The following is a 12,951-nucleotide window of genomic DNA, read 5'->3' on the forward strand; positions in this document are numbered from 1 at the left end:
CAGGAGGGATACAATCATGGGCGACCGTTTACATGTAGAAACAGTGGAAGCAGCAAAACAAAACCCGTCATTTGCAAAAGCCTTGACTGACCTGTTGTTCCAGCTTGCTGATGACGATTTTATATTGGCTTATCGCGGATCGGAATGGCTTGGGCTGGCTCCGCATATTGAAGAAGATGTGGCCTTTTCATCGATGTCTCAGGACATGATGGGCCATGCCGTGATGTTTTATGAAATGCTTGAGCAACTAGGGGTAGGCAAAGCAGACGATCTCGCACAGCTGCGCGAGGCGAAGGCATTTTCCAATGCGATCTTGGTAGAGCGTAAAAACGGCGACGGCGAATACAACGATCATCCGCATTACGATTGGGCTTATGCGATTGTTCGCAGCTATGTGTACGGCTTATACAAGCAGGTTCGCTTGGAGGCACTGACGCAGTCGTCATACGCACCACTCGCGCTGGTCAGTCGCAAAATGATGACAGAGCATCGCTATCATCTGATGCACTGGCAAGTTTGGTTGAAGCAATTGGCGAATAGTACGGCTGATGCGCGTCAGAGGCTGGAGGCAGCCATTGCAAAAGTTTGGGAGGATGCCGGGGAGCTGCCACATCTTGGACCAAACCAGGGCGATATCGTTCAGTTTGGTCTGATTGCAGAAGAAGAGCAGCTGAAACAAAAATGGCTGGCACTGACTAAAGACATTTTTGATAAAGCAGGACTCGACTGGCCGGGTGAGCCAGGAGTGCCACAAGAGCGTGGCCGTTACGGTGAACATACCGCTGATCTGGTGCAGGCTTTAGCTACCTTGTCTGAAGTGTACCGCATTGATCCGGCTGCAGGCTGGTAAAAAGGAGTGATTCTCTCATGGCGCAAGAAGAACTGCAACTGCATGAAGGGCTTGAAGCGACATGCTGGGAACTGCTGCAGCAAGTAACGGATCCCGAAATTCCGGTGATCAGCATGGTGGAGATGGGGATGATTCACAAAGTGCGCGTCGAGGCAGACGTCGTACACATCGAGGTGCTCCCTACCTTTGTCGGCTGTCCGGCACTCGAGATCATGAAGAAGAACATCACAGAAAAGCTGGTGGAGGCAGAAGGGATCAATCAGGTTCAGGTCGCGTTCGTCTATGATCCAGCCTGGACATCTGATCGTATCGCCTTGGATGCTCGCGATAAGCTAAAAAGCTTTGGCATCGCGCCGCCCCCGCTTGACTTCAAACCGGGAGACACATGGGAAGTAGCCTGTCCCTACTGTGATTCCCCCTATACACAAATAGAAAATTTGTTTGGCCCTGCTGCTTGTCGAAGTATTTTGTATTGCCGGCACTGCAAAAATCCGTTTGAGGCCCTAAAACCAATCTATTGAGAGAGATTGAGAGGAGCGAATGTCATGGGAGAGTACAAGCAAATGTTTATTAATGGAGAATGGGTAACGGCCGAAAGTGGCGAGTCCATTCAGATTACGAATCCTGCTACAGGTGAAACAGTTGGAACAGTAACCTTCGGCGATGGTCGTGATGCCAACAAGGCCATCGACGCTGCTCATCAGGCATTTGCAAGCTGGTCTCGACTGACTGCTCGCGAGCGCGCCAAATATTTGTACAACTTGTCCGAGCTGGTAAAAAACAATCGGGATGAACTGGCGGGAATCATTTCTGCTGAAATGGGCAAGCCTTTGGGCGAGGCAAAAGGCGAAGTGCTGGGTGCCGCTGATAACTTTGTCTGGTACGCAGAAGAAGCCAAGCGTGTCAACGGAGAAACGATCCCATCCTCCGTTGCGAACAAGCGCATCATGGTTTTGCGTCAGCCTGTAGGAGTGGTAGGGGCGATTACCCCATGGAACTTCCCAGTGAACATGGTTGCACGTAAGATCGCTCCGGCTTTGGCTGCGGGCTGCACGGTGGTTTTAAAACCAGCAGAAAGCACGCCGCTGTCTGCGATTCGCATGTTTGAGCTGATCGAGCAGGCTGGCTTTCCAAAAGGCGTCGTAAACCTCGTCATTGGAAATCCTGAATCGATTGGGAAGGAGTTCATCGACAATCCGAAGCTGTCCAAAATCGGATTTACAGGCTCCACTCGTGTCGGCAAGCTGCTGATGGAGGGCGCAGCGAAGCAAGTGAAGCGCGTCAGCATGGAGCTCGGTGGTCACGCACCGTTCATCGTATTCCCGGATGCGGATCTGGATGCAGCCGTAAAAGGTCTGTTTGAGAGCAAGTTCCGTAACTCTGGTCAAATGTGCATTTGCACGAACCGCCTGTATGTCCACGAGGATGTCGCAGATGCATTTACAGAAAAGCTGGTAGAGCGTCTGAAGCGCGCGAAGGTAGGGGATGGTCGCCAGAAAGAGACGGAGATCGGTCCACTGGTAAACGAGCGTGCCTTGAACAAGGTGCTCGAGCATATCGAAGACGCCAAGGACAAAGGCGGGCAAGTGGTATACGGCGGAAATCGTTTGGTTGAAGGTGATTATGCGAAGGGCTTCTATTGCGAGCCGACTTTGATTTCTGGCGTGACAGCCGAAATGAAAATCTCCTATGAAGAAACATTTGGTCCTGTTGTTCCGCTCATTCGTTTCACAGAGGAAGCGGATGTCGTGCAAATGGCAAACGATACGCGCTATGGCTTGGCTGCTTATGTGTACACTCGCGATAACCAACGTTGCTTCCGCATGGCTGAGCTCCTTGAATACGGAATCGTTGGGATCAATGACGGATCGCCAACCCAGACACAAGCACCGTTTGGCGGCTTCAAGGAAAGCGGTATCGGCCGTGAGGGTGGCCGCTACGGAATGGATGAGTATTTGGAAACCAAGTTCGTTTCCTTCGGACTGTAAGATATGAAAATAAAGAAGAGTTCAGACAAGATCTGGACTCTTCTTTATTTTCATATAGAAGTGTTTTAAAAGGTATCAATGAACCATTAAAGCTGGTGAGAAGAAAAAGCACAGGGCTCGTAGACCTTGACATAGCCTCCCCAGTCGGAACTTAAAAAAGGGGACCACGCTTGTCGAACACTTCTTCCTTGAGAAACGTCCGCCCGTAGGGTGGCTTTGGCTCGACGGTCACCTTTTTTAAGTGGAGACGGCCAGTGAATCCCCCTTGCGGGCGTGTCAGAGTCGAAGAGAACTGTGCTTTTTCTTCTCCTCCACTATGGTGACTCAATTCATAATGGGTTTTATTGTGAATTTTGTGAATTGTATTGTTCAACACTTTGTTCATTTTTGTCTTCAAAGAAAAAGGAAAACAACGGTATAATGAAGATTGGATCAAGGGCAACATTTAATAGATAAAAATTGGTATTTCATATTGACACAAAATGTACATATGACGAAGCCCAGCGAGTGTGGCATCGTCCAAGATTTTACATTCGGAAGGGAGGATATAACCATGGGAAATGCACATCAAATGCACGAAATGTCACCGGCTACCGGATCAGCAACCTTTTCGGATTTATGGAGTCCGGATGTGATGCTTTTGTCGTTGCTCGTGACTACTGTCTACTTTCTCGTAACAGGTCCAATGCATAAACGTTTTGAAAACGCTACACCGGCAACTGGCAAGCAAAGATTGCTTTTTGTTTTGGCAATCGTGTTGTTCTACGCCGCACAAGGAAGCCCAATCAGTTATTACGGCCATCATTACATGTTTAGTTTACACATGCTCCAACAATCGATCTTGTACTTTGCACTGCCACCGCTCATGCTTCTGGCAATGCCTGAATGGCTTTTGGCCAAGATTTTCCGTCCGAAAGCGCTGAAGCTCATCCTAAACTCTTTGACACATCCGTTAGTAGCAGCGCTGTTGTTCAACTCCCTGTTTTCGTTTTACCATGTTCCGTTTATTTTTGATGCCGTCGCGATCAACCATGCATGGATGACGTTTTATCATGTCATTCTCGTGATTGCCGCATTTGCGATGTGGTGGCCCATTGTGAGTCCGTTGTCTGATAACAAGCGACAACTGGCCGGATTGAAAAAGCTGTCGTACGTTTTTGCAAACGGTGTCTTGATTACGCCAGCCTGTGCGCTGATTATTTTTGCTTCGGAACCGCTGTACGCTACGTATATAAATGCTCCACAGCTATTCCAGAGCCTCGACGCATTTAACGATCAGCGTCTTGGCGGAATCATTATGAAGCTGGTACAGGAGCTTGTTTACGGCTGTGTGCTGGCCTACGTCTTCTACCATTGGTACAAGGCAGAGAAGCAGGACGACCTGCCGATGGATCAATCTTTCGGTGCTGAAAAGCCGACATTTTAAATACGCGCGGACAGAAGAAACGTTTGTTGAATGAGGTGAAAAAATGGGGCTCATATTGCCTACGGTAAGTACGGCTTTTATCGTTATTAGCGGAATTCTCGTTGCGATTGGCTGGTATGCCATTGCGAAAAAGCAAGTAGAAAAGCATATGAAGATTATGAAATGGGCTGCGATCTGTGCCACGATCTTCTTTATCACTTATGTTTCCAGAACGGCGTTTATCGGAAACACGCATTTTGGCGGACCAGACAGCATCAAGCCAATCTATCAGACGTTCTTGTTCTTCCACATCGTCCTGGCAACAGTCGGTGGTGTGATGGGTCTGATTACACTCAGATACGCTTACACGAAAAACTATGCTTCCCATCGTAAGATCGGTCCTTGGACATCCATTGTCTGGTTTGTCACCTCGATTACAGGAGCTGCGGTTTATCTGCTGCTGTACTGGATTTATCCAGGTGGCGAGACGTCTGGCGTGCTGGATGTAATTTTTGGTAAGTAAACGGGTGTTCAGATAGAAGGAAACAGGAGGTAAAAAACGTGGACCAGCAAATGACCGTGCAGGAATCGCTTGATGCCGATGCTTCTTTGCAGACACAGCCAGTAGGGCCAGCTACCTTTCGGGATTACGTACAACTGACGAAGCCTGGCATTACCCTGTCAAACTTGATGACCACTTTTGCTGCTTTATGGTTAGCGTCCTACGGTTATCCGAACTGGAAACTGGCTTTTTTCACCTTGCTAGGAACCGCCTTGGTCATTATGTCGGGTGCAGCTTTAAACAATTTCTACGACCGTGATTTGGACAAAAAAATGAAGCGGACGCAACATCGGGCGGTAGCGACCGGAAGAATTTCTGCACGTAACGCGATCCTCTTAGGAATTGGCCTGCTGCTGGCAGGGGTTACTGTGCTGGCTGTATATGCGAATCCCTTGGCGGCGGTTTGGGGATTGATCGGCCACATTTTTTACGTGCTGATTTACACGCCGTTGAAACGAGTGACAACTCTCAATACGGTGATTGGCGGTATTTCAGGTGCAGCCCCTCCGGTAATTGGGTGGGTCGCAGTAACAGAAACCATGGACATGACCGCTTGGCTGTTGTTCTTGGTATTGTTCTTGTGGCAGCCTCCCCATTTTTTGGCGTTGGCTATGCTGAAAACAGAAGAATACCGTGCAGGTAATCTGCCGATGCTACCGGTAATAAAAGGCTTTGCCGAGACGAAGCGACAAATGGTGCTGTGGGGTTCGGTATTGTTCCCGGCTTCTTTGCTGCTGTTCATCCACGCTAGCCTAGGCTTTGTGTATTTGCTCGTCATGGGCGTGATGGGGATTGTATACATGGTTCTGCTTTTCCAAGGGTTCAAAACTAAGGATGATCTTGCTTGGGCACGCAAACTGTTCGGCTATTCTATCCTTTATTTGACAGTGTTTTGTGCAGCGATCGTCATTAGTACCATGGTCAACTATTATTGACACGAAACACTCACTAAATGTTCACGGAACATCCCTTGCTTAGCAGGGGATGTTTCATTATCGTAAAAGAGGACATAGAACGAGGTGTTGTTTGATCCTCACAAGAAACAGGGTGACTTACTATGGGAAAATGGCTGAAGCCATTAGCTTTTCTTGCTACCTTGATCATGTTTATCGTGATGGTAGCCGGTTCGCTTGTAACCAAGACAGATTCAGCACTCGGCTGTGGAAATGACTGGCCGCTGTGCAATGGGAAATGGGTTCCGGAATACACGTTGGCATCCATTATTGAATATTCTCATCGCCTGATTACAGGTGTTGCCGGTATTGTTGTCGCGATTTTTTCTGTACTTTGCTGGCGCTTTTACAAAGACAACCAGGAAGTTCGCAATCTCGCTATCTTTGGTTTGTTTTTCATCGTAGTGGAGTCCATTCTCGGCGCTTCTGCCGTTATTTGGCCACAGTCTTCATCTGTTTTGGCTCTGCACTTCGGATTCTCCTTGCTTGCTTATTCAGGCGTGTTCTTGTTGAGTGTGTTCGTTTATCAGCGAGAAAAAATGCAAAGCCTGGTGAAAACGACCGTCTCAAAAGGCTTCCGCAACTGGATGTGGTTCGTCGCTATTTATACGTACGCTGTCGTTTATCTGGGAGCGTATGTCAGACATACGGGTTCAAGTATGGCTTGCAGTGACTGGCCGTTATGTCAGGGACAGGTCATCCCAGAGTTGTACGGACAGACCGGTATTCATTTTGCCCACAGAATCGCTGCGTTGGTGTTGGGATTCTTGTTGTTGGGGACAATGATTTACTGCATACGTCATTTCAAGGAAAAACGGCGTGACTTGTACGGTGCAAGTATCCTGAGCTTTATTCTTTGCATCGCGCAGGTGTTCAGCGGCGGCTTTGTAATTATCTACAAGCTTCACCTGTACGCTACACTGACTCACTCGATGATCATCACGATTTTGTTCGGGATCATCTGCTACATGTGTTTGCAGACGTTGAAGTCACCGACAAATGAAAAGCTGAGAAGATAAAAGGAAAAGCTGCGCTCCTGATTCGTGGAGGGCAGCTTTTTATTATGCGGCTGTAGTGGTGGGGAAGAAGCGCATTTCCAGTCTACGCTTCGGCCTACGCCCCGCAAGGGGGAATTCACTGTTCGCACCGAAATGAATGGCGGGAGCGCTTCAAACGTTGAGGTTTCGAGGAAGTGTCTCATAAGTGAAGCTGAAATTCCCCGCCATTCATTTCGGTGCTGGGTAGGGCTCCAGAGGCGCTTGGACTGGAAATGCACTTCTTCCTACGCGACTTTGATAAAACAATTTGCGAGTAGATTCAAAGATGCTTTGTGTTACAACGGATAGAAGACAACGCATTTGCATACCAAACCGTCAGGCTATTTCCCTGGCGGTTTTCCTGTATTCAAAGGAACAAAAACACCATTTTCCCAACGATACATTTGCAATGAAGTCTCAGGTTTGCCCGGAAGTGGTTCACCTGTATCAGGGTTTAGCTCCTGCTGTGTTTGCCAGTAGTAGAGCAAAGGTTTTTCAGTGTCGTCATGTACGATTTGATAACTGCCGACGGTCCGGAAAAGTTGACCACCCGGCACGGAAACTGTTTGTCGGAGCAGCCCTTCCCATGCTTTGACCAGACGTCCTTTGTCCAAATACCACAGATTCGCCTTGTAGACACATATGCCTGATCCGCCAGTATGCTGGACGGTTTCAAATACTCGTTTTTCTGCGAGCAAACGTGGTTCACCGTCGGCGTTTTTGTCGATCTCGGAGTGATTCACTTCACGCGTATAGTCCCAATGATCCAATTGCAGGCGTGGTGGATTCCATTCCTCTTCCGCGATGAGGGCATACGTACGATCTGGCTTTTGATCCAAGATGTAAAAATTCCCGATATGTACGCTGCCGTTATGCTTGGCGACAATTTCTGGTTCCGGGTCATCATCGAGATTGACGAGCTGAAAGTCAAAATAGTAGGTAACAACTGGATTTTTGGCTTGCTTGTTAATCCAATCCAATACTTGGGTCTTGGTAGGCGCCTTGGAGGCAAGGGAAGAGGGGGCAGTGAGGATGAGACTGGAGACGGCAAGTCCTACTGCCAGGTTGAGCAACAAGCGGGAATTACGCAACGGTTACGAGCTCCTTTCCAGGATGAGATCGATCAATCACGACCCTTTCAGTTGGAAGACGAGCAGTCAGAAGCAAAAGTTACGGAAAAGTGGAGTAAATTTCAACCGCGAACAGCGCTGTCTTTTGTTACAATGAAAAGCAAACACATGATCGTGGAGAGTGATAGGAGTCATGCGGATATTACATACAGCCGATTGGCATTTCGGGCGGCAACTGGAAGGGCGGGACCGCCGTATTGAGCAAGTGGCATTTGTGGACGAGCTCTGTCACATAGCGGATGAGCGGGAAGTGGACTTGGTGCTCATTGCTGGGGATGTGTACGACTCGGTCAATCCGCCTGCTTGGGCGGAAGAGCTTTTTTATGATGCATTGGAGCGTTTGTCTTCGGAAGGCAGGCGAGGTGTAGTCGTGATCGCGGGGAACCATGACCAGCCTGAGCGGGTGCGGGCAGCAGCGCCGCTTGCCACAAAGCACGGGATCGTTTTGTTGGGGTTGCCGAAGGAAGCACCATTGCTGACGCAGGAAGCATCGTCTGAACGTGTGCAAATTGTGCAGGGAGGCCCGTCTTGGCTGGAAATGAAGATTCCTGGCTGCGCTGCGAATGCGGTAATTCTGGCCTTGCCTTATCCTTCTGAATCGCGATTAAAGGAGCTGTTGAGCGAAAGCTTTACCCAGGAGCAGATGCAGCTTGCTTTTTCCGAGCGTATTGCGCAATTGCTTGCTGATCTGTCTGTTCATTTTCGTGAGGATACGGTCAATTTGGTTACGAGCCACTTGTTTGTCATGGGCGGTAAGGAAACAGATTCCGAGCGACCGATTCAAATTGGGGGAGCGTTGACTGTATCGCCGCAGGCTTTTCCGAAGAACGCTGATTATGTGGCGCTCGGCCATCTCCATCGACTGCAAAAGCTCAGTGACAAGCCGTTGGTGCGTTACAGCGGCTCACCGATTTCGTACAGCTTTTCTGAAGCAGGTCAGAGCAAGGCAGTCGTACTGGTCGAGGTGGAGCCAGGACAAGAAGTGCGTGAGGAGATCATTTATTTGACGAGCGCACGGCCATTGGCACGCTGGAGGGCGACAGAGGGAATCGAGCAAGTAGAGCGCTGGTTGGAAGAGGGACGCGATGCAGGGGCGTGGATTGACTTGGAGCTGCATGTATCTGGCGTGATCGACCCGGCAGAATTTCAGCGTGTCCGCAAGCTATCGGATGATTTTTTGAAAATACAGCGTGTTGTCGTAAGGGAAGAGCGTGAGGAAGAAGAGGAACAGCGGGTCGAGCTGACAGAGCTGACGTCCGATCAATTGTTCAAGCGCTTCTATGAACGAAAGAGGGGAGCAGAGCCGGATGAGCAGCTCGTGGCCTTGTTCCAGCGTCTATTGGCAGAAACGGGAGGAGAGGGGGAAGAAGAGTGAGACCGATACGATTGAAGCTGGCAGGGATGCACAGCTATCGAGAAATGCAAGAGGTCGATTTCGAAATGCTATGTCAGGCGGGACTGTTTGGGATATTTGGCCCGACTGGAAGCGGAAAATCTACGATCCTGGACGCGATTACGCTCGCGTTGTACGGGCAGGTCGTCCGGCTGGGCGGGGGTAACCATCCGAAAGAAGTGCTGAACCAGCTGGAGCAGCGTGTTTTCGTTTCCTTTACCTTTGAGCTGGGGACGGGCGATGAGCGCAAGCAATATACGGTGGAACGGGAATTTGGCCTGGATAAAAAGGGGAACAAGCGACAGCCGGAAGTGAGGCTGATTCAGTCGGGAGCCTTGACCGGAGAGCCGGATGTCGTATTGGAGTCCAAAGCCACGTCCGCGACAGCTGCGATTGAGGCGCTGATTGGTCTCACTTTGCAGGACTTTACCCGGGCGGTCGTTTTGCCACAGGGTCAATTTTCCCGCTTCTTGACGCTGAAGGGCAGTGAACGCAATGAGATGCTGCAACGAATGTTCCGCCTACATATTTATGGGGAAAAGCTGAGCGAGCGTGTACGGCATGCTCTGGAACAGGTCAAGGAACAGATGCATCGTTTGCAACTGGAGAGTGCAGCTCTGGGTGACGCAGGTCCGGAAGCCTTGGAGCTGGCGAGACAAACGTGGGAGGAAGCTGCGCAAAAAGAGCAGGAATTCACTCAGCAAAAACAGGAGCTGGCTGGGAAGCTCAAGGAGCTGGAGCAGCTTAACCAGTGGCACCAGGAGCTACTGCACGTCCAGGCGCAACTACAGCAGCAGGAAGCAAATGAAGCGGAAATGGCATCTCTAACCGCGAAAATTCGCGAATGGGAGTCGAGCATTCGACTGTGGCCATTACTGCAGCAATATGAGCGTTTGGATCAGGAGTGGCATGCGACCGGTACCGCATTGGAACGCAGCCGCGAACAACAGGAGAGTGCTCGCTTGGCCGTAGAGGAGGCAGAGCAAGCGTATCAGAAGGTCCATGCCGAGTTGGCTGTACAGGAGCCATTACTGATTCAGCAAAAGGGCAGGCTGGTGCAGGCACAGGAGTGGGAAGAGGAGCTAAAGGCGATCCGGGAAGAGTGGACAGGTCTGGAGCGAGAGTGGAGTGAAGTGTCAGTTGCCTTGACCAACATAGAACAACAGCTGGAAAAGGATGAGGCCGCCTTAAAAAACTGGGAGCTTGCGTGGGCTGATCTGCAAGAGCAGATGAAGCAGGTCACGATCTCTCCTGAATGGCGAGCACAAATAGCAGCAGCCAGAGAAGCGAAGCAGCAGTGGGAGCGGGACCATGCCAAGGTACGTGAGCTGGAAAAAGAACAACTCGCAGCACAGCAGCAGATTCAGGCGGCAACTCATACTGCCGATGAGCACAAACGCAGCTGGGAAGCTTGTGCGAATCGCTTGGCACAAAAAAGAGAAGAGCTGGCAGCACCAGCCGACTCGGCTTTGATGAGCGAAGCAGAATGGGAGAAAGCAAGAAACGTACTGGCAGACATGAAGCAGATAGGTCGCCAGTGGAGGGAAGTATTGCAGGCTTTCTCATCGTGGCAGGAGAAGTCGCAGCACATCGTCGAGGAGCGTAAGCAGTTGGATGAGCGCAATGAAGAGTTGGCTCGGGCAGTAGAGGCAAGCGAAGCACTAGTGAAGAGTCAACTGGCCCAACGAGATGAGCTGCGTCAGGAATGGGAACGCTGGCAGCAGGAAAACATGGCGCGGTTTTTACGCGAACGTTTAGAGGAAGGCAAGGAGTGTCCGGTATGTGGTTCCGAACACCACCCACACGGCCACCAGAACCATGCAAAAGCGTCTGAAGCGGGAACGGAGGGTGATTCCCTGCGTGCTCGAATCAAAGCGTCAGAAGAGACTTTGCGTACGGCTGAACAAGAAGCAGGCAAAACCAAGGAAGCTTGGTTGGCAGCAAAGGGAGCGCTTGCTGCTTTTGATGAGCGCCTAGCAAGCGTAAAGGCTGAACAAGAACAGCTGGAGGTGCGGCTTGAGGCAATCAAGGCAGAGTGTCGCGGGTACGGACAGCCTTGGATCGTGGATTCTTTTGAAGAGCTTCTCGCCGTCTATCAGCGCGAGGAAAAGGAACTGATTGCCAAGCAAGCGGAAAGAGAGCGGCTAAAAGCAGAGCGTGAGCAATTGCAGCAACAGCTGGAAGCCTTGCGTGAGGAAGAGGCGGAAAAGAAACGCTTGATGGAGCGGAGCGTGCTGTTGCTCGAGCAGGCACAGAAGGCAATCGATGAGAATAAAGTTCGCCTGGACGCTGCTTTCACGCAAGAAAAGCAATCTCGAGAAGAGCTGGATGCGAAGCGCCATGGACTTCCCATCGAGGAAATCGAACAGCGATACGAGGAAATCGGAAAATCAGATCGTCGTCTGGCAGAGTTGCAGCAGGTGCGATCAGAGAAAGAAGCGCTGCGCGGAAAGCTGATGATGCAGGTAGAAGCCGCCAAGTCGCGGAAGGTAGAGGGCAAATCACGGGAAGCGGCACTGAAGGAAAAGCTGGAAGATCGAAAGCGCATGTGGGAACAAAAGCATGCCCAATGGCTGGAACGCACGGGTGGACTTACTGCACAGGAGTGTTTGATGCGAGTAGAGGAGACTCTCCTCAGTTTGCGTCAGGCAGTCACGCTGGCAGAGACAAAGCGCAAAGAGACCGCCGAGGCGCGGGAAACGGTGCAAAACAATTTGGTCAAGTATTCGGAGACGCTGGCCATCCTCACACGGCAACGCACGGAAGCTCACGAGACATTGTACCAAGGCTTGCAGGAAACAGGTCTCGGTACTGTCGAGTATGTACGGGAGCGATACGCTGAGCGTGACCAATTGCCACAGGCACAGGAGCAAGTCGAGGCTTACACGCGAATCGCAGGGCAGCTTCGTTACGAGGAAGAAAGGCTGCAACAAGCTATAGCAGGCCGTTCGTTTACGCAGGAAGAGCTCACCACTGCAAAAGAGGCGTGGGATCAATGGGAGCAAGCCTTCCAGGAGGCGCAAAAGCAAGTCGCTGTCGCCAAAGAGCATGTGGATCGCATGGAAAAAAATCATGACAAATGGCAAGAGCTTCACAAAGAAATGATACAGCAGCAGGATGAGCAGAGCCGCTTGGAAGAGTTGAAAAAATTGTTCGAAGCCAAGGCGTTTGTCCAGTTCATTGCGGAGGAAAAACTGGTATCAATCGCAAGAGACGCTTCCTATCACCTGAAGCGGATGACCGCCAACCGTTACGGGCTGGAAATCGGCGACGAGGGCGAATTTGTTTTGCGGGATGAGGGAGCTGGAGGAATGCGCCGCCCGGTAAGCACATTGTCTGGCGGGGAAACATTCCTGACCTCGTTGTCGCTGGCTCTTGCCCTGTCGATGGAGATTCAAATGCGTGGCGGACGCCTGGAGTTTTTCTTCCTGGACGAAGGCTTTGGGACACTCGATCCGGAGCTTTTGGAAGTCGTTATGGATGCGCTTGAGCGACTGCGTATGGACGATTTCACCATCGGGGTCATTAGCCACGTACCGGAAATTCGTGTGCGCATGCCGCGTCGTCTGGTCGTGACACCAGCAGAACCGATGGGAAAAGGCAGCACGCTGCATCTGGAAATGGAGTAGGGAA

The 12,951-nt window shown here is 50.7% G+C and carries 10 protein-coding genes; 9 read left to right on the top strand and 1 reads right to left on the bottom strand.

Annotated elements, in window-relative coordinates; genetic code table 11:
• The first annotated feature begins 16 nt into the window (after positions 1-16).
• The 7 genes from paaC (at position 17) to C7R91_RS10055 (ending at position 6,777) form a co-directional block, all read left to right on the top strand.
• Positions 17-850 (top strand): 1,2-phenylacetyl-CoA epoxidase subunit PaaC, encoded by an 834-nt coding sequence (paaC, locus tag C7R91_RS10020; protein ID WP_047073291.1) that lies wholly within the window; start codon positions 17-19, stop codon positions 848-850.
• Positions 851-867: 17 nt separating this feature from the next.
• On the top strand, positions 868-1,371 hold the full coding sequence (paaD, locus tag C7R91_RS10025; protein ID WP_047073289.1) for a 1,2-phenylacetyl-CoA epoxidase subunit PaaD: 504 nt from the start codon (positions 868-870) through the stop codon (positions 1,369-1,371).
• A 24-nt stretch (positions 1,372-1,395) separates the two neighbouring features.
• Positions 1,396-2,838: an NAD-dependent succinate-semialdehyde dehydrogenase gene (locus C7R91_RS10030; RefSeq protein WP_047073287.1), complete on the top strand. Its 1,443-nt coding sequence runs from the start codon at positions 1,396-1,398 to the stop codon at positions 2,836-2,838.
• A gap of 553 nt (positions 2,839-3,391) precedes the next feature.
• On the top strand, positions 3,392-4,264 hold the full coding sequence (locus tag C7R91_RS10040; RefSeq protein WP_047073283.1) for a cytochrome c oxidase assembly protein: 873 nt from the start codon (positions 3,392-3,394) through the stop codon (positions 4,262-4,264).
• A 43-nt stretch (positions 4,265-4,307) separates the two neighbouring features.
• On the top strand, positions 4,308-4,766 hold the full coding sequence (locus tag C7R91_RS10045; RefSeq protein WP_007728156.1) for a DUF420 domain-containing protein: 459 nt from the start codon (positions 4,308-4,310) through the stop codon (positions 4,764-4,766).
• Positions 4,767-4,804: 38 nt separating this feature from the next.
• The gene (cyoE, locus tag C7R91_RS10050) at positions 4,805-5,740 is read left to right on the top strand and encodes a heme o synthase (protein WP_047073281.1); all 936 of its coding nucleotides are present in this window, start codon (positions 4,805-4,807) and stop codon (positions 5,738-5,740) included.
• 122 nt (positions 5,741-5,862) lie between these two features.
• Positions 5,863-6,777, top strand: a complete 915-nt coding sequence (locus C7R91_RS10055) for a COX15/CtaA family protein (RefSeq protein WP_047073279.1) — start codon at positions 5,863-5,865, stop codon at positions 6,775-6,777.
• 359 nt (positions 6,778-7,136) lie between these two features.
• Here C7R91_RS10055 and C7R91_RS10060 read toward each other — a convergent pair whose 3' ends face one another.
• Entirely contained in the window at positions 7,137-7,886 is a 750-nt protein-coding gene (locus tag C7R91_RS10060) for a hypothetical protein (protein ID WP_047073277.1), read from the bottom strand.
• Between the two features lie 172 nt (positions 7,887-8,058).
• On the opposite strand from C7R91_RS10060, the gene C7R91_RS10065 reads away from it, so the two are divergent.
• Together C7R91_RS10065 and C7R91_RS10070 are read left to right on the top strand one after the other, a co-directional pair.
• Positions 8,059-9,300: an exonuclease SbcCD subunit D gene (locus tag C7R91_RS10065; RefSeq protein WP_047073276.1), complete on the top strand. Its 1,242-nt coding sequence runs from the start codon at positions 8,059-8,061 to the stop codon at positions 9,298-9,300.
• Positions 9,297-12,947: an AAA family ATPase gene (locus C7R91_RS10070; protein ID WP_047073274.1), complete on the top strand. Its 3,651-nt coding sequence runs from the start codon at positions 9,297-9,299 to the stop codon at positions 12,945-12,947. The genes C7R91_RS10065 and C7R91_RS10070 overlap by 4 nt, the downstream gene beginning before the upstream one ends.
• Positions 12,948-12,951: the final 4 nt, after the last annotated feature.

It is taken from the genome of Brevibacillus formosus, from assembly GCF_003013405.1.
Classification (GTDB): Bacteria; Bacillota; Bacilli; order Brevibacillales; family Brevibacillaceae; genus Brevibacillus; species Brevibacillus formosus.